The 25,546-nt window shown below is 54.3% G+C and carries 23 protein-coding genes and 3 pseudogenes; 17 read left to right on the top strand and 9 right to left on the bottom strand.

Annotated elements, in window-relative coordinates:
- The 6 genes from AB7M26_RS21020 (at position 1) to AB7M26_RS20995 (ending at position 5,902) form a co-directional block, all read left to right on the top strand.
- Entirely contained in the window at positions 1 to 891 is an 891-nt protein-coding gene (locus AB7M26_RS21020; protein ID WP_258680843.1) for a LysR substrate-binding domain-containing protein, read from the top strand.
- Positions 892 to 909: 18 nt separating this feature from the next.
- Entirely contained in the window at positions 910 to 2,298 is a 1,389-nt protein-coding gene (gene thrC, locus AB7M26_RS21015; RefSeq protein ID WP_429386028.1) for a threonine synthase, read from the top strand.
- Complete coding sequence (locus tag AB7M26_RS21010) at positions 2,295 to 2,732, top strand: Lrp/AsnC family transcriptional regulator (RefSeq protein ID WP_429386027.1); 438 nt, start codon at positions 2,295 to 2,297, stop codon at positions 2,730 to 2,732. Before thrC ends, AB7M26_RS21010 begins: the two co-directional genes overlap by 4 nt.
- A 115-nt stretch (positions 2,733 to 2,847) precedes the next feature.
- A complete protein-coding gene (locus AB7M26_RS21005; RefSeq protein WP_429386025.1) occupies positions 2,848 to 3,888 on the top strand; it encodes a homoserine dehydrogenase in 1,041 nt (346 codons plus the stop codon).
- Between the two features lie 12 nt (positions 3,889 to 3,900).
- A complete protein-coding gene (locus tag AB7M26_RS21000) occupies positions 3,901 to 5,319 on the top strand; it encodes an aldehyde dehydrogenase family protein (protein WP_429386023.1) in 1,419 nt (472 codons plus the stop codon).
- A gap of 217 nt (positions 5,320 to 5,536) precedes the next feature.
- Complete coding sequence (locus tag AB7M26_RS20995; protein ID WP_429386021.1) at positions 5,537 to 5,902, top strand: histone-like nucleoid-structuring protein, MvaT/MvaU family; 366 nt, start codon at positions 5,537 to 5,539, stop codon at positions 5,900 to 5,902.
- A 160-nt stretch (positions 5,903 to 6,062) separates the two neighbouring features.
- Here AB7M26_RS20995 and AB7M26_RS20990 read toward each other — a convergent pair whose 3' ends face one another.
- The 5 genes from AB7M26_RS20990 to gcvA form a co-directional block, all read right to left on the bottom strand.
- Positions 6,063 to 6,911: an ABC transporter permease gene (locus AB7M26_RS20990; protein WP_429386019.1), complete on the bottom strand. Its 849-nt coding sequence runs from the start codon at positions 6,909 to 6,911 to the stop codon at positions 6,063 to 6,065.
- A 5-nt stretch (positions 6,912 to 6,916) separates the two neighbouring features.
- Positions 6,917 to 8,191: an ABC transporter permease gene (locus tag AB7M26_RS20985; RefSeq protein ID WP_429386017.1), complete on the bottom strand. Its 1,275-nt coding sequence runs from the start codon at positions 8,189 to 8,191 to the stop codon at positions 6,917 to 6,919.
- A gap of 39 nt (positions 8,192 to 8,230) precedes the next feature.
- Positions 8,231 to 9,313, bottom strand: coding sequence for an ABC transporter ATP-binding protein (locus AB7M26_RS20980; RefSeq protein WP_041983772.1), 1,083 nt, complete (start codon positions 9,311 to 9,313; stop codon positions 8,231 to 8,233).
- Positions 9,314 to 9,426: 113 nt separating this feature from the next.
- The gene (locus tag AB7M26_RS20975) at positions 9,427 to 10,482 is read right to left on the bottom strand and encodes an ABC transporter substrate-binding protein (protein WP_179053932.1); all 1,056 of its coding nucleotides are present in this window, start codon (positions 10,480 to 10,482) and stop codon (positions 9,427 to 9,429) included.
- Between the two features lie 233 nt (positions 10,483 to 10,715).
- A complete protein-coding gene (gcvA, locus tag AB7M26_RS20970) occupies positions 10,716 to 11,615 on the bottom strand; it encodes a transcriptional regulator GcvA (RefSeq protein ID WP_429386014.1) in 900 nt (299 codons plus the stop codon).
- Positions 11,616 to 11,896: 281 nt separating this feature from the next.
- On the opposite strand from gcvA, the gene AB7M26_RS20965 reads away from it, so the two are divergent.
- The 5 genes and pseudogenes from AB7M26_RS20965 (at position 11,897) to AB7M26_RS20945 (ending at position 19,280) form a co-directional block, all read left to right on the top strand.
- On the top strand, positions 11,897 to 14,395 hold the full coding sequence (locus AB7M26_RS20965) for a CoA transferase (protein WP_429386012.1): 2,499 nt from the start codon (positions 11,897 to 11,899) through the stop codon (positions 14,393 to 14,395).
- Positions 14,396 to 14,527: 132 nt separating this feature from the next.
- A complete protein-coding gene (locus tag AB7M26_RS20960; RefSeq protein ID WP_041983780.1) occupies positions 14,528 to 15,685 on the top strand; it encodes an iron-containing alcohol dehydrogenase in 1,158 nt (385 codons plus the stop codon).
- 71 nt (positions 15,686 to 15,756) lie between these two features.
- Entirely contained in the window at positions 15,757 to 17,253 is a 1,497-nt protein-coding gene (locus AB7M26_RS20955) for a CoA-acylating methylmalonate-semialdehyde dehydrogenase (protein WP_095631334.1), read from the top strand.
- 318 nt (positions 17,254 to 17,571) lie between these two features.
- Positions 17,572 to 17,676 (top strand): annotated as a pseudogene (locus AB7M26_RS20950) (NAD(P)-dependent alcohol dehydrogenase); the annotation flags it as partial.
- Positions 17,677 to 18,989: 1,313 nt separating this feature from the next.
- Complete coding sequence (locus tag AB7M26_RS20945; RefSeq protein ID WP_429386009.1) at positions 18,990 to 19,280, top strand: hypothetical protein; 291 nt, start codon at positions 18,990 to 18,992, stop codon at positions 19,278 to 19,280.
- Between the two features lie 209 nt (positions 19,281 to 19,489).
- On the opposite strand, the gene AB7M26_RS20940 is transcribed toward AB7M26_RS20945, so the two are convergent.
- Positions 19,490 to 19,711: a hypothetical protein gene (locus AB7M26_RS20940; protein ID WP_429386007.1), complete on the bottom strand. Its 222-nt coding sequence runs from the start codon at positions 19,709 to 19,711 to the stop codon at positions 19,490 to 19,492.
- Positions 19,712 to 19,963: 252 nt separating this feature from the next.
- Between AB7M26_RS20940 and AB7M26_RS20935 the strand changes: the two genes are divergently transcribed.
- The 3 genes from AB7M26_RS20935 to AB7M26_RS20925 all read left to right on the top strand — a co-directional run bounded on the left by AB7M26_RS20935 (position 19,964) and on the right by AB7M26_RS20925 (position 21,010).
- The gene (locus AB7M26_RS20935) at positions 19,964 to 20,383 is read left to right on the top strand and encodes a hypothetical protein (RefSeq protein WP_429388920.1); all 420 of its coding nucleotides are present in this window, start codon (positions 19,964 to 19,966) and stop codon (positions 20,381 to 20,383) included.
- Between the two features lie 66 nt (positions 20,384 to 20,449).
- Positions 20,450 to 20,632: a DUF2934 domain-containing protein gene (locus tag AB7M26_RS20930; protein WP_429386005.1), complete on the top strand. Its 183-nt coding sequence runs from the start codon at positions 20,450 to 20,452 to the stop codon at positions 20,630 to 20,632.
- A gap of 60 nt (positions 20,633 to 20,692) precedes the next feature.
- A complete protein-coding gene (locus AB7M26_RS20925) occupies positions 20,693 to 21,010 on the top strand; it encodes an antitoxin Xre/MbcA/ParS toxin-binding domain-containing protein (RefSeq protein ID WP_429386004.1) in 318 nt (105 codons plus the stop codon).
- Between the two features lie 385 nt (positions 21,011 to 21,395).
- Here the strand turns inward: AB7M26_RS20925 and AB7M26_RS20920 are convergent, their stop codons facing one another.
- Positions 21,396 to 22,352 carry an aromatic alcohol reductase gene (locus AB7M26_RS20920; RefSeq protein WP_429386002.1) on the bottom strand — a complete coding sequence of 319 codons (957 nt, stop codon included), beginning with the start codon at positions 22,350 to 22,352 and terminating at the stop codon, positions 21,396 to 21,398.
- A 96-nt stretch (positions 22,353 to 22,448) separates the two neighbouring features.
- Between AB7M26_RS20920 and AB7M26_RS20915 the strand changes: the two genes are divergently transcribed.
- Positions 22,449 to 22,886: a winged helix-turn-helix transcriptional regulator gene (locus tag AB7M26_RS20915; protein ID WP_429386000.1), complete on the top strand. Its 438-nt coding sequence runs from the start codon at positions 22,449 to 22,451 to the stop codon at positions 22,884 to 22,886.
- Between the two features lie 37 nt (positions 22,887 to 22,923).
- On the opposite strand, the pseudogene AB7M26_RS20910 reads toward AB7M26_RS20915, so the two are convergent.
- A pseudogene (locus AB7M26_RS20910) lies at positions 22,924 to 23,369 on the bottom strand (IS66 family transposase); the annotation flags it as partial.
- Between AB7M26_RS20910 and AB7M26_RS20905 the strand changes: the two are divergent.
- Both AB7M26_RS20905 and AB7M26_RS20900 read left to right on the top strand, forming a co-directional pair.
- Complete coding sequence (locus AB7M26_RS20905; protein WP_429388917.1) at positions 23,282 to 23,587, top strand: HAMP domain-containing protein; 306 nt, start codon at positions 23,282 to 23,284, stop codon at positions 23,585 to 23,587. The pseudogene AB7M26_RS20910 and the gene AB7M26_RS20905 overlap by 88 nt on opposite strands.
- A pseudogene (locus AB7M26_RS20900) lies at positions 23,584 to 24,066 on the top strand (methyl-accepting chemotaxis protein); the annotation flags it as partial. The gene AB7M26_RS20905 and the pseudogene AB7M26_RS20900, both read left to right, overlap by 4 nt.
- A gap of 153 nt (positions 24,067 to 24,219) precedes the next feature.
- Here the strand turns inward: AB7M26_RS20900 and tcuC are convergent.
- Complete coding sequence (gene tcuC, locus AB7M26_RS20895; RefSeq protein WP_192351900.1) at positions 24,220 to 25,518, bottom strand: MFS transporter; 1,299 nt, start codon at positions 25,516 to 25,518, stop codon at positions 24,220 to 24,222.
- Positions 25,519 to 25,546: the final 28 nt, after the last annotated feature.

Below are 25,546 nucleotides of genomic sequence, written 5' to 3'. Positions count from 1 at the left end.
ATGAGTCAAAAGTCACTACCACCCTTGAATTGGTTGAGGGCATTCGAAGTATCGGCGCGTTATCTGAACTTTACCCACGCGGCGCAAGAGCTCCATCTGACTCAAGGGGCTGTGAGTCAGCAGATCCGTCAGTTGGAAAGTCACCTCGGTGTGGCGCTGTTCAAGCGCTTACCCCGAGGGCTTGGCTTGACCGAGGAAGGGCAGTCGTACCTGCCTGTCGTCCAAGACGCGATCAGTCGCCTTGCCGTCGGCACCAACGAGATTTTCGGCCAGCACAATCGAAGACATTTGAAGGTGCGTGGCAGCCTTTCCTTTCTTCACTATTGGTTGGCCCCCCGGCTCGCAGATTTTTGTCGGGAGTATCCCCAGATTGATATTCGATATATCAGCAATATTTGGGTGAAAGAACCGGATGGCGAGGATGACCTGGAGATTCGCTGGGGATGCGGTGAGTGGTCGGGCTTGCACGCTCAGCGATTGACTTGGGACATCCTTCAGCCTGTTTGCTCCCCACAGCTCATGGCCAGCTCACCCATACATGAGCCACGCGACTTGATGAACCATTCCCTGCTTCACGTACTGGGTTACGAAGAAGGTTGGGGTTACTGGTTAAAGCGGGTTGGAGCAGACGACGTCGACTATTCCCGTGGTCTTCAGTTTGACACGCTGATTTCCACGATCCGCATGGCGGAATTGGGGCAGGGCGTTGCGCTGGCACGATCTTCGGTGGTTGAGGATTTGCTCAAGAGTGGGCAATTGGTTGCGCCATTCAGTCACCGAATCGAGGCCAGCGAATCTTTTTATCTGGTGCACGAGCAGAGCGAAGCGCTATCGCCTGATGCAGCAAATTTTTCTACCTGGCTGGTGGCTCAAGCCCATCGCCTTTTGTAATACCGATTGGGAGTGGTCATGGATTATGTAAGCACACGCGGCGGTGACATGCGGTCGGATTTTCGCAGTGTGGTTCTGTCGGGGCTCGCCGAAAATGGTGGTCTCTATGTCCCAGCCAGTTTGCCGGTATTCACTGAGAAACAGATTGCCAGCTGGTCGTGGCTGCCGTTCGATGAGTTGGTTTGGCGAGTGATTTCGCCTTTTGTTGGCTCTTCCATAGACGAAAGTACCCTGCGTGGCTTGCTCAGTGACAGCTATCGACAATTCAAGCACCGCGCCATTACGCCGCTTGAGCAGATAGGGCATAACGAATGGATACTCCAGCTGTTTCATGGCCCGACCCGTTCTTCCAAGGATTTCGCCGCGCAGTTGCAGTCGCGCCTGGTCGAGCATTTTCTTAAGGAGGTCGGTAAAGAAGCGTTGGTGGTCGGTGCAACTAATGGTGATACCGGTCTTGCTGCGCTTGAAGCCTTTGCTGACTGCACGGCTGCCCGCATGGCGATACTGTATCCGCGCGATGGGCTTACGTCTGAGCAACTCAGTGCCTTGCAGGCAGCCGACCCGCAGCGAGTCCAGCTGTTTCCGGTTGATGGTAATTTCGATGATTGCCAGATGCTGGTCTCCCGACTCTTGCGTGAGTGGCCGTTGGACGCAGTGATGCCGATCTGTTTCAACTCGACCAATTGGATCGGCGTCCTGGCTCAGATCGTTTTTTACTTCCACGCGGCCTTGCAACTGGGCGGTGGCTCGCGTCCCGTTGGCTTTAGCGTTCCAGCGGCCAGCTCGGCCGAGATCTACGCCGGCTACATTGCGCAGAAAATGGGGTTACCCATCAATCAGGTGATCATTTCGACCAACAGCAATGATGCCCTGCACCAGTTTTTTCATTGCAATCGCTACTCCACCCGGATGACTAATCGAACAGTGTCGCCGGCGATGGACTTCTCGTTGTTTTCCAACCTGGAGCGGTTTATCTGGGAGATTTACGAGCACGATGGCTGCTCGACAAAAGCACTGATGGAGCATTTTGAAAGTTGCGGAGAAATGAGCATCGGCAACCAGCAATGGCTGCGTGCTCGAGTACTCTTCGATTCCTATGCGGTAGACGAATCCCAGGTGCGTGATGAGGTCGTCGAACTGTTCCGCGAGACGGGCTCGGCCATCGATCCTCACACCGCTGTCGGTGTACTGGCTGGCAGGCTTCATCGACGCAGCCTGGGCGCACCGATGGTCACCTTCGGGCAAATTGCGCCGGCCAAGTCGGCGGCGCTGTTGGCCGAGCTGGGCGTCTGGCAAGCAAGCGTTCCGACTACCGTCGAGGTGCTCGCGCAACCACCTTACCTGGCCAAGGGCGATCTGGACGGGCTGTGCCAGGCTCTTTGTCTGGCGCAGCAGAGGCTTGTATGAAGCGCATTCTGGATCCGTTGGATGAACGCATACTGGCCGAACTTACCGCCAATGCGCGAATAGCCCATATTGAACTGGGTGCCAAGATCAACTTGTCGCGCAATGCGGTGCGCCAGCGCATCGAGCGTCTTGAGCGCGACGGTGCGATCCAGGGCTATACGGTACTTCTCGGTGAGTCGCGGCGGCCTACGTCGCTTATCAGTGCGGTGATCTTCGTCTACCGCTACGACCGCATGCGTGGCGAAGCAGTATTGGCTGCGCTGCGCTCCATTCCCGAAGTCGTGCAATGTGAAGTACTCAGTGGTGAGTTCGATTTAATGCTGCGCGTGAATGCCGCCACACCTGAGCGTGTCCATCTTGTGTGGAAGGAAATCGCGGCCATGCCAGGGGTGGAAAACACCGTGACCTCGTTCGTCCTTTCTGCAGTGTTTTAAATAAAATGTGCTTGGGCAAAATGCCCAACTAATAGAGCAGACTGCCATATTCAACTGCCAAAGCCCGGCTCTTAGGATGTTCCTATCGAACAACATCAATAAAGGAACAGCTTTCATGACTGAGTACAAAATTGCCTTGGTAGGGTTTGGTGGCGTGAACCGTGGCTTCGCCCAATTGGTCGCCGATCGTAATGCCGAGTGGAAAGAGTCCCTGGGCTTCACTATTAAAATTGTCGGTGTCACCGATCTATTTCTCGGTTCCATCGTTGCTAAAGACGGTCTGGATGCAAAGCAGTTGGTCGCGCTACCGATTGAGAAAGGCGCACTCGCTCAACTGCCCGGCGGCAATGCCGAGGCCTTCAACGAAACTGTAATCAAGCATTCCGGTGCCGACATCATCGCTGAGGCCACTTTCACCAATCCGGTCGATGGCGAGCCCGCGACTACCTTTTGCCGCTGGGCCTTGGAAAGTGGCATTCATGTAGTGACCACCAACAAGGGCCCTATTGCGCTGCACGGTGCCGAACTCAAGGCGTTGGCTCGTCGCAACCAGGTCGCTTTCGAGTACGAGGGGGCGGTGATGAGTGGCACGCCCGTGATTCGTCTGGCCAAACAGGCCTTGGCGGGTGCCAACGTACAAGGCTTCGAAGGCATCCTGAACGGCACTTCCAACTATGTGCTCAGCCAAATGAAAGACGGCCTGGCGTTCAACGATGCGGTCGTACAAGCGCAACAGCTCGGTTACGCCGAGGCAGATCCTACCGCCGATGTAGAAGGGTTTGACGTACGCCTCAAGGTGGTCATTCTGGCCAACGAACTTCTGAATGCACGACTGAATGTCAGTGATGTAGCGTGTTCAGGCATCAGCAACATCAGCGCGCAAGATATCGCTGAGGCAAGTGCCAATGGCGCGAGCTGGAAACTGATTGGCTCAGCCGATCGTGAAGCCGATGGCTCGGTTCGAGCGAGTGTCGAGGCCCGGCTGCTGCCGAATTCGCATCCTCTGGCAGGTATTGCCGGCGCCACGAATGCAGTGTCGTTCAATACCGAACTGCTGGGAGCTGTCACGGTGTCCGGGCCTGGGGCAGGGCGTATCGAGACGGCCTTCGCATTGCTGTCGGACATCGTCGCCATCCACACCGCCCACGGCAAATAACAGGAGATAGTCATGAGCGTATCCAGCATGGCCAGTATCCAGCTTGTTGAAGCCAAACAGATTGATGTGTTCAGTCCATTCGATGGTCATTTGGTAGGGAGCGTTCCTTGCCTTGATGCAGCCGCCGTTCCTGGCTTGCTGGAACGCGCGCGAATCGGCGTTCGCGAGAGTGCGGCAATGCCTCGTCACCTGCGTGCACGCATTCTTGAGGACGCCGCCCGGAGTGTGGAGCTTGAGTCTGATGCATTTGCCAGGTTGATCGTTGCAGAGGCGGGAAAAACGCTGCGACAAGCAGAGAAGGAAGTGAAGCGTTGCGTGAACACGTTGAAGTTATCGGCGGAGGAGGCGCGTCGTAACGCCGGGGAAGTGATTCCATTTGGGGCTTATGAAGGATCGGAATCGCGTCAAGGTTGGTTCACGCGGGAACCCTTGGGACTTATCGTCGCAATCACGCCCTATAACGATCCGCTGAATCTGGTCGCCCATAAACTCGGCCCGGCAATCGCCGGTGGCAATGCCGTGATTTTGAAACCCTCGGAGCTCGCGCCGCTGTCTGCTCTCAAGCTCGTTGAGTGCTTGGTGAAAGCGGGTCTTCCACCCTCTGTGATTACCCCGGCTACCGGTGGCGTTGACTTGGGTAAAGCATTAGTGGAAGTACGTGAAGTTCGGATGATTTCCTTTACGGGCGGTTTTGCAACAGGAGAGGCCATCGCTCGTAGTGCCGGGTTGAAGAAGCTGGCAATGGATCTCGGAGGAAATGCCCCGGTTCTCGTGCTTGAAGATTGTGATATCGAACCGACCGTGGAGTCCTGCGTGTCTGGTGCCTTCTGGGCAGCAGGGCAGAATTGCATCGGCACTCAACGCATCCTTATACATAGTTCAATTTATGAGGATTTCCGTGAGCGTTTTGTCAGCCAAACGCGCGCCTTGGTAGTGGGTGATCCTCACCAGCGAGCAACGGATGTAGGCCCGATGATTACCGAGCAGGCGGCGCGTCGTACCGAGCAATTGGTAAATGAAGCGCTGGCCGAGGGGGCGGTTCTGCTGTGTGGGCACCATCGCCAAGTGGGAAGCTATGCGCCGACCGTGCTTGAGCACGTGAGCCATAGCAGTACGATTTGGCAGCAGGAGGTCTTCGCGCCGGTGGTTATCCTGGAGCCTTTTGAGCATTTGGAAGACGCCATTGCTCTGGCCAACGCAACAGAGTACAGCTTGCACGCAGGTCTTTTCACACGTGACATTTCCAAGGCTTTGAAACTGGCGCGTCAGATTGAAGCGGGTGGCGTGATGATCAACGACTCTTCCGATTATCGTTTCGATGCCATGCCTTTCGGTGGTTTCAAGTACGGAAGTTTGGGACGCGAAGGTGTTCGATTTGCGTATGAGGACATGACGCAGCCTAAAGTGGTCTGCATCAGCGAATTGGATTAAACCTACGAAGTAAATTGCCATCGACTCACATCGGGTGGACGCTTTTTCTGACGCCTGATGTCCGCTGTGTTAAAAATTGAAAGTGGATCGCAAGCTACCAGAAATGCACGCCCGATGCTTTGTGGGATATCCTGTCCTCAACTGTAAAGCGGTGAACGGACAACTTATTTGGTTCACCCTGTCTCACATTTGCAAGCAATTACTTTCGAGGTTAACCATGTCCAAGCTCGCAGAATTTCGCCAACTCGAAAAACACCTCGCAGAACAGCTCCAAGCTCTCGAAGCCCTGAAAGGGGATGTTGGTCTCAAGAAAGAAATCGAATTTGAAACCAAGCTCCGTGCCCTGCTTGCCAAGTATGGTTACAGCTTGAAAGATGTCGTTAATCTGCTCGATCCACAAGCCGGTCGCCGCGCTCCAGCAGCTCAGTCCCAATCGGGCACCCGCAAGCCTCGCCAAGTGAAGGTCTACAAGAACCCTCATACCGGCGAAGTGGTAGAAACCAAGGGCGGCAACCACAAAACGCTGAAGGAATGGAAAGCTGAGCACGGCTCCGCGACCGTTGAGTCTTGGCTGACCAAGTGATTTTGGTTTGAGTACAAAGGGCCCGTGAGGGCCCTTTTTTATGCGTCTTAGTCGATCAGTGACTCGATTTCAGCTTGGATCGCCGTATCCAAACCCCTTAGTCCTTGATTGAATACCTTCCAATAAAATGTGGTTCACATGTCTGAGCACATAAAGGTGTTTACTCTTTGATGCCACGTAAGCGCAGCGAGCGTCGACGCATTAGTTCAACTGCAACCAACAATGCTACGGAACCGAGTATGAGTAATGTGGCTGCAGCAAGGATAGTTGGGCTGATCTGCTCGCGCATGCCTGACCACATTTGTCGCGGTATTGTGCGTTGCTCAACCCCGCCAAGAAATTGCACCAGCACAGCTTCATCGAATGAGGTCACCATCGCAAAGAGCGCACCGGACATGATCCCTGGACGAATAATTGGGAAGGTCACACGGAAAAATGTATAGGTCGAAGACGCTCCAAGGCTTGCCGCTGCTCTGGTCAACGAATGGTCGAAACCAACTAATGTCGCCGTCACTGTGATGATGACGAATGGCGTACCGAGTACCGCATGGCCCAGAATGATGCCAAGGTGGTTTTGCCCGATGCCCAGTTCGCTGTAGAAAAAGTACATGCCGGCAGAAGAGATGATCACCGGTACGATCATCGGCGAAATCAGGGTGCCCATCAGCAGTCCCTTGCACGGCAGATTAGCGCGGCACAAGCCGAGTGCTGCCAACGTCCCGAGTGCCGTTGAAATTACCGTTGCGCAGAAGGCGATCAGCAGACTGTTCTTGAACGACAGCACCCACAGTGGATCCTCGAGAAGCATGTGGTACCAACGCATTGAAAAGGCCGCTGGATCAAGGCTGAGCATGCCGCTGGTAAAGCTGAAGTAGGGCTCGACGTTAAATGACAAAGGCACCACTACCAATATTGGCAAAATCAGAAACAACAGCACCAATACTGCAAAGCTTCGAACGCTGAAGAACCAGACTCTGCCCATCGGGCTGGTATAGCTTGGAAGACTCATTTCGATTACCCCAGTTTCATATTGTTGATGCCCACGACCCGGTCATAAATCCAGTACAGCACCAGGACAATCATCAGGAGGATGGACGCAATGGCGGCGGCCAGTCCCCAGTTCAGGGAGGTCTGCATGTGGTAGGCAATGAAATTGCTGATGACTTGTCCGGTACGCCCACCCACCAACGCCGGAGTGATGTAGTACCCCGTCGCCAGAATGAACACCAGGATGCCTCCAGCGCTCAATCCAGGCAGAGACAAGGGAAAATAGATCTGCACAAAAGTGCGGAACGAACTGGCGCCCATGGAGTGCGCTGCACGGGTATAGGTTGTGTCGATGCTTTTCATGACGCTGAACATCGGCAGCACCATGAACGGCAGAAGGATGTGGGTCATAGCAATGACCGTTCCGAACATGTTGTACATCAGTTCGAGTGGCTGGTTGATCAATCCCATGCTGTTCAACGTGCTGTTCAGCACACCGTTGGATTGCAAGATCACCATCCAGGCGCTGGTGCGTACCAGAAGTGATGTCCAAAACGGCAACAGCACCATGACCATCAACAGGTTGCTGGTTTTTGCTGGAAGGGTGGCGAGCATGTAGGCCAGCGGGTAACCCAGGATCATGCACAACGCCGTGATACCCAGTGCAACCATCAAGGTCTTGATCAGAATGCTGACGTAGATGCGTCGGCTCTCAGGTTGTTGAACGACCTTACCTTGGTCGTCATAACGCAAGTCCAAGGCCGCGAGATAGTTAGTTGCGGAGTAGGCTGGCGCCATTTTCTTCAACTGCATCCAGGTGCCGATCTGCCCCCAGCGCTTGTCGATGCCGGTCATTGTGGTGTTAAACGCACCTGGCACGACGACCTTGCTGGCCAGGCCACGTGCAGTGCGGGCCATCAGGCTCTTGGCGTCACCCATCACCCTATTGAGATCGGAGCCGACACTGTCCAATTGTCGGGCCTCTTGCAGGGCGAGGATTTCATGACCCACGGTGGCGAACAACTGCTCGTCTGGCAAGGCTGTGCCCTCCCAGTTGGCTAATGCGGCAGCGGTCTGTGGCATCGCCGTGGAAAGGGTCGGGTTCTGGATGCTGCGCAGCAACATCGCACCAATAGGCAGCAAGAAAAATACCGTAATGAATGCCAGCAATGGGACGACCAATAGCAGTGATTTGGTCTTGTTTAGACGTTCTGCCCGGTCAAGGCTGGACTTCAGATTTCCTTGAGGTAGGGTCTCGCTGACGGTCTCTAATATGGGGCTGACGGTATATGAGTTGTTCATCTGGGTGCTCCGGCAAAACAGTAAAGTCGTTGTAGGGCTTCAGGCGTCCAGCGCCCGACAGTCGTCGGCTGACCAACCCACATCGATGCAAGTACCGGCTTGGGGAGCAGCGTGTCCTGCGGTGTTGACCATCTTGACGATGAACTCGTCGTTGCCTGCCAGTTTCAAGCGCGCTCGCAAATGATCACCGTGGTAAATGATCTCCTCAATGCGGGCCGGCATATGGTTGTCGTACTCACCTGGACGTGCGCCAATCTGCACGCGCTCAGGACGAATCGACAGTGTGGTGGTCGAGCTTACAGGGTGGATATTGACGGCCAGCGCCTTGACGAGGTGCTCACCAACACGCACCTGGCAGTAGCGTTCCTGGCGCTCGATAATCTGCCCCATCAGCCGGTTGTTCTCGCCGATAAAACTCGCGACAAATGCGGTCTGCGGTTTTTCATAAAGGTCGGACGGATTGGCCAGTTGCTGGACAATTCCATCGTTAAAGACTGCGATGCGATCCGACATCGTAAGGGCTTCAGTCTGATCGTGAGTAACGTACACAACTGTGATGCCGAGCTGTTTTGACAGACGCTTGATTTCATATTGCATCTGTTCACGAAGCTGTTTGTCCAGCGCTCCAAGCGGTTCATCCATCAGCACCAAACGTGGCTCGAAGATTAATGCGCGGGCCAGTGCAACACGCTGTTTCTGACCGCCAGACAGCTGAGCCGGCATTCGCTTCGCGAATTGTCCCAAGGCCACCAGGTCAAGTGATTTACGCACCCGGTCTTCGATGTCTTGCCGGGACAATTTGCGCACTCTCAGTGGGAAGGCGAGGTTTTCTTCAATGGTCATGTGAGGGAAAAGGGCATAGTTCTGAAACACCATGCCGATACCGCGCTTTTGCGGAGCTATATCATTTACCGGTTTTTCATCAATGCAAATTTGCCCATGAGTCACAGTCTCGAACCCCGCCAACATCATCAAACATGTCGTCTTGCCGGAACCCGAAGGGCCAAGCATGGTGACGAACTCACCCTGTTCGATTTCGAGGTTGAAGTTTTTGACGACCAGATGTTCGCCGTCATAACTCTTCTGCACATTTCGAAAGCTAACGAATGATTCAGTACGCATGGGAGATATCTCTTGTTATTGGTGCTGTAGAGGAGCCGGGCACGAAAAGTCGCCCGGGCCCGCCAAAGGGGTGTGTCAGGTGTGCTGCGGCAAGGTTGTGGTTGAGTTTTTGGTTACTTGGACAGCCAAGCGTTGAAGCGCTCATTCAATTCGTCTGCATGGTCTCCCCACCACTGGGAGTCCACCTGGAGTGCGCTGGCAAAGTTTTCAGGGCTAGTAGGCAAGTTGGGTTTGACCTTTGGGTCTACCAATGCTTGCGCGGAGAGTCGTGTAGGGCCATAGGCGATATAGTTACTTTGGTCAGCCAGTACCGAGCTTTGAGTGGCAAACTTCAAAAAATCCATCGCCTGATCTTTTTTCGGATTGCCGGCAGGGACTACCCAAGCCTCCATGTCATACATCTGACCATCCCACACGATTTTGAACGGCTGCTGCTCTTTCTGCTGAGCAATAACGATACGCCCGCTATAGGCTGAGATCATGCTGACCTCGCCATCGGCTAGCAGTTGCGGCGCTTGTGCCCCGGCTTCCCACCAGATGGTGTCCTTTTTGATTGTGTCGAGCTTGGCAAAAGCTCGATCCAGTCCATCTTCAGTCCCCAGCATTTCGTACACCTCTTCACGGGGTACGCCGTCGGCCATCAGCGCCCATTCAAGATTGACTTGAGGTGCTTTACGCAGTGCTCGCTTGCCTGGGAAGCGCTTGGTGTCGAAAAAGTCTTTCAGGGTATGGGGCTGTTCGCCCTTGAAGGCTTTGGTGTTGTAGGCCATGACTGTCGACCAAACGTAACTCGCCACGCCGCATTCCGTCAGGGCTCCTGGCAGAAAATCTTTTGCAGCAGGTGTTCCATCCGGTGCAGGTGCCAGGGTGGCTGGGTCAATTCGTTCAAGCAGGCCGTTGTTACAGGCACGAATGACGTTCGGTATTTCAGCATCGACTACGTCCCAAGTGACCTTTTTGCTGTCTACCTGAGTCTTGATTTGCGCGATGCCCCCGGAATAGTCCTCCGAAATCACCCGGGTACCAGTGGCGGCAGTGAAGGGTTTGTGTGCGGCTTGGATCTGGGCGTTTGTTAGGTTGCCGCCGTAGGACACAACCGTGAGAGTGTTTTCTGCGTAAGCACTGCAGGACACTATGCCGGTTAGCAAAAGAAACGTTGCGCTTTTCATGCGTGAGACCCCTCGTTTTTATTTTTGTGGGAAACCGTCACAAGCTCTTCGCACGGAGTGCGTGAGCAACCGAAGAGACGATCAGGGCTTTACTCTCGGCAAAAAAATCGGAAGGTAAAAGCAATAAAAAAAAACCCAATGGGGCGATTTTTTTTATGGGTGCAACACAAAAATTATCTATTGGTGTCTAAAGTGAAGGGCTTCAGGCATTCACGGATTCAAAAATCACTTCCTCATTCTTCGCTACGCGCGGCGGACGCTTCTTCCATCAGCCAACTTGCGAAAGCTGCCGCTTGGGGATTGACGATTTTGTGCGGGGAATACACTAAGTAAAACGCTTCTGAGGTTTTAAATTTTGCGGTCAAAGGGGCGATGAGTTGTCCTGATTCAAGATACTGCTCGACGAGCGATGATCGCGCCAAGGCAACTCCTTGACCCAGCTCCGCCATTTTCAGTGCGGAAATAAGCGTGTCGAACTGCAGTCCTTGAGATGAGTCAACGTCGTCGGCCTTGGCCTTTTTCAACCAATAGCCCCATCCCTCCTCATAACCCAAGACATGCAGAAGTTCGTGGTGACGAAGGTCTCTTGGGGTTTTCAAGGGCTTTTGCGTTGTGGGCAAATCAGGGGCGCACACAGGGAAAAGCAAATCCCAGGTCAGCCGTTCACTCTTCAGGCCAGTCCATTTACCGCTGCCATATCGAATTTCCAGATCAGATTCGAGATCGGTTTCGCCCATCCAGATGTTGCTGGTGATACGCAAATTGACATCTGGATGCTGCTCGCGAAATCGCGGCAGACGACCCGACAGCCAATGAGTAAAGAAAACCAGACTGCTGCGCACTGTGAGCACCTTCCGGTGCCCTTGACCGAATATCTCATCGGTCGCCGCTGCAAGACGCTCCACCGATTCATGGACGACGGGTAGAAAGGCTAAGCCAGGCTCCGTCAGTTCCAAACCTCTAGGTAGACGCTTAAACAGAGCTGCGCCGAGCTGCGATTCCAGTGCTTTGATCTGCTGGCTGACGGCTGCCTGAGTGAGACTCAGTTCTACAGCCGCCTCCGTAAAGCTTAGGTGACGAGCGGCTGACTCGAACGCGCGCAACCAGTTGAGCGGAGGTAGTCGCTTCTTCATGGCTCAAAATTCTCTGAGGAAAAGTGCCTGGCTGTGGGGCGAGCCAGCGTACGTCTTGTAGCGGTAATCCATAAATCCTACTCCTATCGCATAAAAAAAATGAACCCATAGGGTTTTTTTTTATTGCTTTCGCAGTCCCCAACTTTTCTCGAAAGTAACTCCCAGATCGCCACTCAATGGGCCAAGCCTGAAACGCTTTGAGCCTCTGCAGACGGCTTCTGAAAACCTAAACCCTGCGTGAAAGCTTGAAGAAGCAGGACAATAAAAATAATGGGTGAAACATGACAAACCTCAGTCAGCTACCCCTTTGCGGTGTGAACGTTATCGATTTTGGCCAATACATTGCCGGCCCCGCTGTCGCGATGATACTGGGTGATCTCGGGGCCACGGTCATTCATATTGATCCACCCGCTGGCCCGCTCTGGGATAGCCCGGCGAATGCCGTCCTCAACCGAAACAAGCAGTGCTTACGCTTGGACTTGAAGTCCCCTGAGGGTTTGCACCACGCCAGGCAGATGATCGCAAAAGCCGACATCGTGATTGAGAACTTCCGTCCTGGCGTGATGAAAAAACTGGGGCTGGATTTTTCCGAGTTGCGTCGTGAACACCCGCAACTGATCACCTTGTCCATTCCAGGTTTTGCAACCAATGATGAACTCCGAAGCCAATGGCGTGCCACTGAGGCAATTATCGCTTCAGCCTCAGGGGTTTTCACTGATATGGGGCAAAATCGGGTATTGATGGGCATTAACCCGAGCTTTTCTCCACTGCCACTCGCATCCGCTTACGGCACTATGCTCGCCGTCTCGGCTGTGGTGCTGGCATTGCAATCCAGACAACGCACTGGCATGGGTGATGAGATCGAAGTGCCGCTCGCTTCGGCGGTCATGGAGGGACTTTCTTACAACTCAATCAAGATCGACGGCTATCCAGCGCGCTACAAAACCTTGCGTGAAAAAGAGATTGAGCGTCGGCGAGCCGAGAACCTGCCGATGAACCTCAGTTATGAGGATTTGCAGGAGTACCTCGACCCCTTCTACCGTACCTATGAATGTGCTGACGGACGCAAATTCTACGCAGTTTGCCCTTCCCATCGCTCGCATGCCAAACGCTGCCTACAGGCAATGGGTTTGTACGAGGAAATGCTCGCTGCAGGCCTTCCCAAAGTTGAAGATCCCTACCTGCCATTTGCACAATGGGAAGGTGATGCCTCACTCGGTGTTTATCCACTACCAGCTCATTGGGCCAAGGTTATCTCGGCGCGCATGAAGGAAGTCTTCCTGACCAAGACGGCTGCGCAATGGGAAAAAATCTTCGGTGAAGGGCAGTTTCCTGGCGCTCCTCATCGTTCAACTCAAGAGTGGTTGCACGATGAGCATGCAAACACTGCAGGTCTAGTGGTTGACGTCACTGATCATCAATATGGGCTGATGAAACAGCCAGGCGCTATAGCTTGGCTGGAAGACAGTGCAGAGTTGATGTTGTCTCCGCTCTCACGACGAGAAGTCAGTATCGAGGAGGCATTGGCCACCTTGAGTGAAGGCACTCGCGAGGAGTTGCCAGCCGTAAATCAGCCATGTTCAAAAGGATGGCTGGACGGTGTTCGTATCCTCGACCTGACCAACGTGATTGCCGGCCCGCACTCGACCTCATTCCTCGGGCGATTCGGTGCGGATGTCATCAAGCTTGACCCCACCAAGCCAAATTACGATCCATGGAACACCGTGGTATTCGGTATGTCTTCGGCGCGCGGTAAGCAAAGCGTGTTGGTCGACCTCAATCAAGAGGAGGGGCGTGAGGTATTCGACAGGTTGGTGAAGTCAGTGGATGTCATTGTCATGAATGCGCCTGATCGCCAACTGGCGCCTTTAGGGTTAGATGAAGCCAGCCTGAAGGCCGTGAATCCTGAGGTGATTTTCTGCCAGTTGGACTGCTTCGGTGGCCCTCGCCGTGGCCCTAGAACTGACTACTTGGGTTACGACGATCTCATCCAGGCCACGACCGGCATCATGCTGCGGTTTGGTGGCGGTATGCAGACCCCGGAAGAACATGCTCATGTTGGCACCATTGATGTGATGTGCGGATTCGCTGCTGCGCTTGGCGTGGCCACAGCGTTGTATCAAAAGTCCAGAACAGGCAAGGTCAGCCGAGCTCGGACGTCACTGGCTGCCTTGGGCAACCTGGTTCAAGTTCCTTTCTGTTACGACTACTCGGGGCGCGCACCTTTTGATGAGCCGGCGGGTCGTGAGGTGTTGGGTTATAGCGATCTGTCGCGTTTCTATCGAACGGCTGACGGTTGGCTATACCTCGATGCAGATTCAGCGGATCTGGGCAGACTGGATGCAGTTCCAGGCTTGAACGGCCTGTCTGCGGCAGGTGACCACGCGGCTTTCCTCAGTGCAGCTCTGGCCAAGGTGGCGGGAGAAACCTGGCAACGCCGTTTGCAGGAAGCCAGAGTCGCCGCTGCTATCCCGGATAACATCGACAATCTCCGCACTCGCTACAGCCGACCTGCTGACAACTACCCGGGCACGGATAACGGGAGCTACTCGTTCAGTGTCTATGCCGATCATCCGAGTGGGCGCTGCGTAACTCAGCTCGATCCCTTTGCCATACGCCCGCGTAATGCGGCGATCCGCAGCCTTTCACCAGCAGAAAAATTTGGCGCTTCAACCAGATCTGTCTTGAGTGAACTCGGTTACAGCGAAAGTGAAGTTGACGCTCTCATGACCCGCAGCGTTATCAGCGACAGCTGGAGCCAAGAGTATTTACCCAGCTGACATTCCCGTCAGAGGTTAAGGGTATGAAGTTTCACAAATGCCCATCTACCTCGGCGACTTCCATCACAAGAAAAATAGGGGGCGGCACTCTCCTGGAGTCGACGCCCCCACAGGAAAACTTTCGGAGGCAACATGTCGAATCAAATAGTTCTGCCGCGCATCCTGCAGGTGGGCGCCAAGGCCAGCGAGGCCATTCCAGATGTGCTCGCTAGCCTGGGTTGCCATCGACCATTGATCATCACTGACAAAATGATGGTGCAACTCGGTTACGCAGGTCGTATCCAGGATGTACTTGCAAGCAAAGGTTTGAGCGCCGACGTTTTCGCCGACACTGTTCCTGAGCCCACGGTCGATTCGATTCGTGCCGGTGTTGAACATGCTAGATCGGGCGACTATGACAGCATCATTGCATTGGGTGGTGGCAGTCCAATCGACAGTGCCAAAGCCATTGGCATTCTCGCCAAGTTCGGTGGCGAGATGCGTGACTATAAATTTCCACGGCAGGTGAGCGAGCAAGGCTTGCCGATCATTGCAGTACCGACCACAGCTGGTACCGGTTCGGAAGTTACCCGTTTCACCATCATTACTGATGAACAGAACGACGAAAAAATGCTCTGCGTAGGCATCGGGTTTATGCCTGTGGCGGCATTGGTCGACTACACCCTGACGCTCTCCCTGCCAGCTCGTGTCACGGCGGATACCGGTATCGATGCACTAACCCACGCCATTGAGGCCTATGTCAGCCTCAAAGCCAACCTCTACAGTGACAGTCAGGCGCTGGCCGCGATGCGCCTGATTGGCCCGAACTTGCGCCGGGCCTATCACGCAGGCCAGGACATTGCAGCGCGCGAGGCGCTGATGCTGGGATCTACTTTGGCCGGCGTTGCGTTTTCGGCAGCCTCGGTTGCCCTGGTGCATGGTATGAGCCGCCCGATTGGAGCTTTTTTCCATGTGCCACACGGACTTTCCAACGCGATGCTGCTGCCAGGCGTAACAGCTTTCTCCATCCCAGGCGCCCCAAAACGTTACGCCGATTGTGCACGGGCCATTGGTGTTGCGACCGTTGAGGACAGCGATGATAGCGCCAACGCTAAGTTGCTCGTCGAACTGCAAGCCCTCAATGACGAGCTGCAAGTTCCTACACCTGAAGGCTTTGGCATCAGTCGCGCACGCTTCTTCGAACTGATGCCAATTATGGCTGAGCAAGCCCTCGCATCCGGTTCACCGGGCAACAATCCTCGGGTGCCTTCGGTCGACGAGATGATCGAGCTCTACCGAAACCTCTGGTAGCCAAAACGATAACCACACCTCTTCATCACTTCAGCGGTAACTGCCGCGTACATAAAATAAGGAACACTCACATGATTACTGTAGGTCATCTGATCAACGGCCAGATTGTCACTGACACTGAGCGCACTCAGGACGTGTTCAATCCTGCGACGGGCGAAGTCACCAAACAGGTTGCGCTGGCCTCGAAACTAACGGTCGAAAAAGCCATTGCTGCCGCTGAAGCGGCTTTTCCTGAGTGGCGCAACACACCACCTATCAAGCGCGCGCGGGTGATGTTTCGCTTCAAAGAACTGCTTGAGCAGAATGCCGAACGTATCTGCCAAATGATTGGTGAAGAGCACGGGAAAATTGTCCACGATGCAATGGGCGAGCTTCAGCGGGGCATCGAAAATGTTGAATATGCGTGTGGTGTGCCCGAGTTGCTCAAGGGGGAACACAGCAAAAATGTTGGCCCCAATATCGATTCTTGGAGTGAGTTCCAACCGCTGGGTGTAGTTGCTGGAATCACGCCATTCAACTTCCCTGCGATGGTGCCGCTGTGGATGTTTCCTATGGCGATTGCCTGCGGTAACTGCTTCATCCTGAAGCCCTCCGAGCGCGATCCAAGTTCGACCCTGTTCATCGCCCAACTGCTGCAGGAAGCTGGTTTGCCGAATGGCGTCATGAGCGTGGTTAATGGTGACAAGGAGGCCGTTGATACCTTGCTCCACGACCATCGTGTTCAGGCGGTAAGTTTTGTAGGCTCGACACCAATCGCTGAGTACATCTACCGGACGGCTGCGGCAAATGGCAAACGTTGCCAAGCATTGGGTGGAGCAAAAAACCACGCCATCGTCATGCCAGATGCGGACATCGATAATGCGGTCAACCAGTTGGTGGGGGCTGCATTTGGATCATCAGGGGAACGATGCATGGCTCTGTCTGTAGCGGTCACAGTAGGTGATGCAACAGCCGATGCCTTGATCAGCAAAATGCGCGAAGCAATGACCAGTCTCAAGGTCGGCGCCTATCAAGACAAGAGCAACGACTTCGGCCCTCTGATCACTCGCCAACATCAGCAAAAAGTGATCGGATACATCGACAGTGCAGAGGAGGAGGGCGCAGAGGTCGTAGTGGATGGTCGAAACATTCAGGTTCCAGCTTGCGAGAACGGTTTTTTTGTTGGGGGGACATTGATCGATCAAGTCAAACCCGGCATGCGCTGCTACGAGGAAGAGATCTTCGGGCCGGTGCTGTTGATCGTGCGCGCGCAGAGCATGCAAGAGGCGATGCAACTGATCGATGCCCATGAGTACGGTAACGGCACCTGCATCTTCACTCGCGATGGTGAAGCAGCCCGCTACTTTTCGGACAACATTAAGGTCGGCATGGTCGGCATCAACGTACCGCTCCCAGTACCTGTCGCGTATCACAGCTTTGGTGGCTGGAAGCGCTCGCTCTTTGGCGACCTGCATGCCTACGGCCCGGATGCCGTTCGTTTCTATAGCAAGCGTAAAACGGTCACTCAGCGCTGGCCATCTTCGGGCATCCGCGAGGGTGTAGAGTTCTCTATGCCGACGATGAAATGACTGAATAGCAAGCTCAAATCAGATGTAGAGCGTTTTCTTCATCAAGTGTCGTAGTAATCGACATTTTGCCGGGTTAACGCCGAGTCCTGGCTCACCAAATGATTTTGGTTTGCGTACAAAAAGGCCCTCTACAGGGCCTTTTTTGTCGAGGATATAGACATTGGGTTTGGATCGAGGCAGCTCTCGCTCCATAATCGACTGCACGCAGCCTTCTGTGAGTGGGTCAAGACAACGCATTGCGGCTGTCTCATTTCTCCTGGGCGTTACCAAGCCGTGCGCTATCCCAGGCTTCAGTGAGCTCGTCTATTCGATCCGCGAGCGGTCGCGGGCGTCAACTACAGAACGACTCCGAACTGGGCAGATGAAGTGCTGAGGCTGACCGAAGGCAAAGGCGCGGATCTGCTGCTCGATGTCGCCGGTGGCACGTACCTTCTCGAACGGGTACACGGTGCCACGGACGCCTGCTTTTGGCGACTGCTGCCATAGCCATAGGCTGTGTCGGCTAGTCAAAAAGCGATTGCTGTACACCTGACGACGGCTCTTTCCAGTTCTAGCTAACAGAAAAGACGTTCAGGAGTCGCGGCGATCAAGCCAATGTGAACTATCCCTGTGCAACCCACTCAACCGTCTGAGGAGCATCAGTTCTTCAATGGCGGTGAGATCCGCCCAAGGCAAAGATCATGGCATCTATAGATGACTTCAGAATCGAGTCACATAAACTCTTAATGGAATTGGATGCCGCCACCATGGGAATGATGATGCTGGTGTCAGCCAGATGTGTTTCCGGCCCCGACTGGGACGCTGCGAGCAAGAGGCAGCACGATGCCTACGAAAGCTGGGCCAAGTTTATAAACTTTCCATCAGGGGCGGTGCCTAGCAATGCCCCGTTTGCGAGCTGAATCATTGCAACTAGCGTCAGCAATATTTCTTTCTGATGGACAAAATCATTGGTGACAGCTGCGCCTTTCCACCTGGCTGAAGCGACGCATCCATTCATAGCTCAATCTCGGTGATTGCGCTATGAGCATTCAGTAGTCATACAAAGCCCTCGGCGCTTGGCAATCCGACACGAGTGGATCAATGGCTCAGGGACGCACGACCTACACCACTCTGACGTGGATGCTCGGTATTCAGGCGCGAACAAACAGCCTCTGCTTCCATCCTGACTTTGAACACGCCATGCTTGCTGGCTGACCCTCCCTCGACAAGATCAACAACCCTGTATCGCTTGCTGCCATCGTCCAGCGTCGTGGTTTCAATCACTCTGAATCTTGCGTGCATGGTCGCTTTCCGTGCATGACATTGGTGAGTTAGAAGTACCGGCAAAACAAGACGATTTCAAGAACGGGGCGGGCTTAAGCTGAGACAATTTATGACGGTGCACCGTGCTTCTCATCGCAGGGACGACGGTAAAACAGCAGGTGCCGTGTTGAGCCATTTTTCCTATAGTCGATGCTTCGGGCCAGCAGGGCCAGGCTAAGCTTTAGATTTTTCTGATGGAGGTACTGACGCTGCCCATCGATCCTAATCCCAGAAGTTTCTGGCATACATCTCTCATGGCCTCGACCTTAGAAAAGAAGAGCGAATAACCTGTACAGAATTTCTGGCCGTGTACAGGAATCATGGCCAATTGTCCGATTTATCATTCAATCTTGACGCACCCCGTTGCGTCACTGCCTCGCTGCGCTAAGGTGAATTTTCCGATAACTAAGACTAAAGTCGTAGGAGGATGCGGAATGCGAATTCGTGGGGATGTGTTTTGGCAATGGGCTGATCTAGCACTTCACCATCGGACACACGATGAGACGTTAGACGATGGCACGTTCATTGATGTCCAAGTAAGGCTGTCGCCCTCGGGAAGCACCCAAATGTTCATCGGAGTGTATGCGGCGAGCGGTAGGGCTTTGCATGAAGAGGTATTTGATTCCAGACCGGGTGAGTCAATGACTCGTGCTTTAGCCTGGGGTGTGGGGTGTGCAAGGCGACTCGCGATCAGTCTCAAGCAGACAGAAAGGCATGTAGCATAGATCTCATAACAGCAGCTTGGTAGGCATCTGTGATCTGATTAGGCGTCAAGTGACGACCCATCATCCTTAACCCAAGCTGCTTTCTTGTACTCCCGAGATCCAGGATGGAGTAGCAAATTCCGTTTGCACCGTTCAGTCCGGCGCCTCATCAGTCCTGGCCGCATTTGAAGAGCCTTTTGTCGGGGCAGGGGAGTTCATTTAGGCGAGCGCTAGGTGCCTTCGCCTATACCCTCGATAGATCGTGCGTAGAGGGCCGTTGCCTTCTCGATGAGCCTTCCTCGTTCTTGTGGACTGATAAAACCCTGATCTTCAAATTCATCCGCGAGATGCAGCAGTGCCTCGTACTGCTCCTCTGCGTCCATCCGGGCCTCAGGATGGCTAAATAGTTTTTCCCACGTTGCCAGTGCTTGGGTTTTGCGAATGTCGTTCATCACAAAAGACCATTAGGTGTGTGCTTCGGTAGATCTCCATGGAATCTGTGAAGTTCGAAGGAGAGGACAATCAGTAAAAGGTGCTTGGATAGTCTTTATGCATCGTGATTTGGCAGCCCGATTCGACTGACGTAAGGGCGCATCGCCGATGGACTCTGCCGCAACGACTGCGGTCAATATGGATAAAAGGTGTTTAATTCCTCGGCAGTAAAGCCACGCGCCATCACCTTCGTGCTCGCTCTGGAGACGATCATGAACACAACACATTTTTCCCCGTTAAAACATGAGCGTCATCATCCCCCTCTAGTGAGCGAAAGCCCGCAGGACGCCGCTAGGGCGGACTGGCTCTACAACGCAGCGGAAGAACTTCTGCGCGGCAACAGCGTGTCGTTCCAACAACGCATGCGTCCTCAACAAGGCGTGACTGCTGAGGAATTTGCCCTGGCAGTGGATGAGTACGTGAACAATCGTCTTGCCGATAACGAGGTGCATACCTCAGCGCTGGGCTGGCTGATCATCACCGCCGAGCGAGGACATGCCGACAAGACTGCTACAGCAGAACTGCTGGGCAATTGTGATCACCGGTTGGGCAAGCTTGGCGAGATTGCCGAGGCGCTGCTTGAACCTCTCGCGGATGACGCTCTGCTAGCCAAAGCTGAGGATGAGCCATGAGCACATACCTTTGGGATCAGCTAGTTTAAGAACCAGGATCAAATAGCGACTCAGAGAGGAATGACAATGATTGACGATTCGAAAGTCCGAGAAAGAGCTTATGAGTTGTGGGAAAAAGATGGTCGTCGGGAAGGATCTGAAGAGTTTTATTGGCGACTTGCGCAAGAACAGTTTGAGGCAGAAGCCACACGTCAAGCTACTGATAGTGAGTGGCCGGCAAAAGGCGAAGCCAGCCGCGTTGATCGCTGATTACTAGGGTTCTTCACTCCGCTTCCGATACGTTTACCTCGTGCGATTCCGCTGTTGGTGATGGCGTCTATGACGCTCCAAAAGAGTGGCGATTTGACTGTTCCTGCTAACTCACAACAGGTCACCCGCCCACGAGCACGTAGGGCAAAAACAGGCCGCTTGAACACCGTAGAAAGCGACCGCTTGGTTGGATTGATTGCTGTCTTTGAGCAAGCTCTGTCCTTGTTCGAAGACGACGTGTCCGCTGCGACGAAATGGATGTGCTCGCCGGTTCGTGGACTTGGTTCGAGGCGCCCTATCGACATGTTGTGCACGAGGGTGGAAACGAACGCTGTCCTCGATCTTATCGGTCGACTGGAGAGGGGAGTGCTCGTTTAAATTTCGTCACGTGCCCCATTCGGCGGTAGCACCTGACGTTGATTATTGTAATCGCTCATTCGGGCAAGGCCCGGCTTGATGGGTAAGCGTCCGGTAGACACACCTGACCACACCATTCTCCCCCCTGTGCTCCTCAAAACCACGCTCATTTGCAAGGCTTTAGTAAGCGCTTGGTTAAGTCACCGTGGTTCGGAATCCGCGCTTAGAAAACTCAAGAGATAGTAAAGTGGGACGCCTCAGACCTCGGCAGATGGTGCGGAATAAAGATTCGGCGTCTTGGATTACCAGACCCGTACTCCGCGCCTTAGCTTCGGTCATCAGCGCCCATTATCAGACTGAGGAGCTTTTTAGCAGGTCAACTCCCAGCGCGAGAACGTTCGTTCAGCTACTGCCCTTGTGCTGATGAGGTTGCCAGATTTGCACGGGCCCACTCCTCAGCGGTCGTGACTTGAATCGACTGCTGCGCGTTGAAAGTACCTGCTTTAGGCCAGGCCACGCCTCTGCCCTGGGCGAACACAGCGCGGTACTTCTTGATGTGATGCGTTGGGTCTTTCTCCAATTCTTGGAGCAAGTACGGAACAGTCCACACGTTACGTTTGAACGGGCGGCCCAGTACGCGTTCGAGGAGGCTCGCAACCTCTCCGTAAGTCACAGTGTCTCCCGATAGGTACACAATCTGATTGCGGAAGCGAGGTTCGAAGAAAACGATTTCCGCTGTCAACGCACCAATGTCGTCTGGAGTCGTAAGCGTCACGCTGGTCTCAAGACTGCCCAGCGCGTTCACTGTATCGTTTTCGAAGTCAACCACTTCGAATACAGGCTCGAACAGGAAACTGGTAAACATACCCGTCGAGATGATTACCCATTCAGTTTTATCTTGTGCTCGAAGCAATTCGCGAACATCAAGCTGAGCGTCGAACAGATCCTGAGGACTGCCCCGACCGATTACCTCGAAGTCGACACCAAACTGCCACGGGAAGTAGCGCTTCACACCGGATTTCAGAGCAGCGGTAGCCAGTTTCATCGGGGTTTCCCGGCCTGCAACCATGCCTGCACAGCCGATTATGGTATCGAAACGTGCGAATACTTCAGCCAACTGATCGATTGAGTCATTCACGAGGTCTGCGGCTACCATTTGGATCCCGAGCCCCCGAAGCTCATCGATTTCGACCTTTTTCTCGGGCACCTCAGTGTTGATGGTCGAATCCCTGAGCAGCACGCTGATTGTGGAACCGGGCGCGCGCTTTGCTACTCGCGCAAGATTGCGCAGAACCGGAAGGCCAAGTTCACCGGCGCCTAGAACGAGAATGGATTGGGGGGAACGCTGGGTCACTTCGGTCATGATTTCTCCTGAGACCTGTTGCCTGTAAGATGAGTAAATGCTTGCACGATTCGGCAGCGCTCGTAAGAAGGCACACGTGTGATACCAGAGAAAGAAATGACCGATCAGGAGACTCTAAGCCAGGCAGAGGCAATCTGCCGAACGCTTAGAGAAGACGATGATGGAGTCAGGCGGGAAGTGCTTGCTCACGCAGGTAGCCGCTGGTCGTTAGGTATCCTGCATGCCCTAGGGGTGTACGGCACGATGCGCCATGCCGAAATAAAAAGGCAGATGACTGGTGTGACTCAGCGGATGCTGACGAAAACGCTCCGCTCTATGGAGCGGGATGGCCTGGTAGCTCGGCGGGAATATGGTGAAATTCCCCCACGCGTTGAGTACGAGCTGACCCCGCTGGGGATGGAGCTGTTGATCCGCATGTCCCCTATCTGGACTTGGGTTGTCGAAAACGTTGAGGATTTCCGCAAGGCCCGGCGCATTTTCGACAGCCAGGACGGCAAACAACCCTCATGGCAAATACCCACATCGACACCATAAGATTCAGAAGCGTCTGACTAATGTAATTCTCAGTTTATTAAGAGCCCGGTGCCCATCGATGCGGTAGTAGTTGGTCAATCGCGCTGGCCTTCTGTGTCGGCAACCGCGTCAGTACCTCCTTGAGGTACGTGAACGGATCATGCCCGTTCATGCGTGCGACTGAATCAAGCTCATTATTGCCGTAACCCGTTTGCCGCTTCGCAGCGATCCGGCGAACAGCCAATTGGAACGCCCAAGTGCCCACGGCCTGATCGTGTCTTCCACCGGGTTGCTGTCGATGGGCACAACACCATTATCTAGGTAGCGCGTCAGCGCCACCCAGCGTTTCAAGCTGCAGTCCAAAGTCTTGGCCGTAGCCGTCCCTTCAGGCACAAGCTCGCGTTGAGTCAGCATCCATTCGTGCAACTTCCCAGCGATGGGCTCCGCGATTTCCTGACGTAATCGCCTGCGATCTTCATCGCTCATTTCCTTGGCTTGTCGATCACCTGTGCAGGCACTGCCGCCTGACCCTGATCCGCACCCATCTTGATGAAATCGCTGCGGGTGAGGGTGATCTGACGCGGCGTCTGCCGCTAGTCAGTCGAGATGAACTGGGGCAACTAGCCGGTTCGTTCAATGCGTTTATCGATAAGATCCACAGCCTCGTCACCCAGATCGTTGCCATGAGCGAGCAGTTGAATGGATCGGTGAGCCATGTGTGATTCGCTCGATTGCTGAACAGACCAATCTTCTAGCTCTCAATGCGGCCATTGAAGCGGCACGTGCCGGTGCTGCCGGGCGCGGCTTTGCGGTGGTTGCTGATGAGGTGCGAGCATTGGCCAGTCGGACTCAGCGCAGTACCCAGGAAATCCAGGCGATGGTTGAGCGTCTCAAGAGCACTACGGGTGGCGTAGTCACTGCCATGCACCAATCCACGCAAGCGGCTCAGGCCGATCAGGCGGGTGAGTTTCTGGGCAACACTGTTGAACTGATCGCCACTATCAATGCGATGAACGCGCAAATCGCGAGTGCTGCGGAGGAGCAGACCTCGGTGGCTGAAGAGATCAACCGCGGGGTGCATCAGATCGCGCGCGCCATTGATTCCGTTGCCAACCAGACTCAGCGCGGGGTCAAGACAGTCGATGAGTTGTATCTGATCGGTAATCGTCTGCAAAGCTTGCTGGGGCAATTCAAAATTTGATGCCGTCCAGCATGGGGCTTATCAGGACGTTGTGGAGGGCAGGGCGTTAAACAGGATAGGTGCGTTGTTGGCCTGCATTGAGACGAAAGACGATCCAATGCAGGCCAGGGCGGAATTCAGCACAAGCCGAATTCCGCCAAAACCTCTCTTTGATCAAGCGCTGACTGGCACTGCCTTTTGCCTGCGGTACAAGATCGTCGTCGCTGTGAATCCGCACAACGCAGCAAACATCAGCCAGTAGGCGGGCGACGCCTTGTCACCTGTTGCCTGCACCAGGATGGTTGATACGGCGGGGGTAAAGCCACCAAACACAGCAGTCGCCAAACTGAATGCCAGTGAAAACCCTACGACTCGTACGTTCTGAGGCATCACCTCAGTCAATGCCGCCACCATCGCGCCGTTGTAAATGCCAAAGAAGAAAGAGAAGTACAACAGCACGGCGAGCAGTCGTTCGAAGCTTGCCGCCGCGGCCAGCCAATGCATGGCGGGATAGGCAGTGAAGATGCACAGCAAGGTGACCGCCAGCAACAAGGGGCGGCGTCCAATGCGATCAGAGATCGTACCGCCGATGGGCAGCCAGATGAAGTTGCTCAAGCCGACGAAGAGCGTGACCACCAGGCTGTCGCTGGTGCTCAGGTTCAGTACAGACCGGCCGAAAGTCGGGGTGTAGACGGTAATGAGATAGAACGTGGTGGTGGTCATCGACGCTAACAGCCCCCCAGCCAGTACCGTTCGCCAGTTGTCCCGCATCGAGCGAAAGACTTCACTGGCACTTGGGTGATGGGTGCGCGCTTTGAATGCATCGGTTTCCTGTAGCGAGCGGCGAATGATGAAGATGAACGGGATAATCAGGCAACCAATGAAGAATGGGATACGCCAGCCCCAGGCTGCAACGTCGGCAGCCTCCATGGACGCGTTAATTGTATAGCCCAGCGAAGCCGCAAGAATGATCGCCACTTGTTGGCTGGCCGATTGCCAACTGGTATAGAAACCCCTGCGTCCGGGCCTGGCGATTTCAGCCAGGTACACGGAAACACCACCCATTTCCGCACCCGCGGAGAATCCTTGCAACAGTCGCCCGAGCAACACCAATATCGGCGCTGCGATGCCTATGCTGGCGTAGCCTGGAACCAAGGCGATCAAGACCGTGCCCGCGGCCATGATCGACAGCGTCACGATCAGCCCCTTTCGCCGGCCCACCTTGTCGATGTAGGCGCCCAGCACGATAGCGCCCAGCGGCCGCATCAGAAAGCCCGAGCCGAATACGGCGAAGGTCATCATTAACGAGGCGAACTCGCTGGTGGCAGGAAAGAAGGTCTGCGAGATGTAAGTTGCATAGAACCCGAACAGAAAGAAGTCGAACTGTTCGAGAAAATTGCCGCTAGTGACCCGCAGGATGGCGCCCAGTTTCGACCCCTTGGATCGGGTGTCTTGTGTTGTTGTTTTCATCATGGCTACCGTGGTGATCAATATTGTTTTT

The sequence above is a fragment of the Pseudomonas sp. F-14 TE3482 genome, from assembly GCF_053629455.1.
Note: the sequence above shows the minus strand (reverse complement) of the source record. Positions and strands in the feature narration are given on the sequence as shown.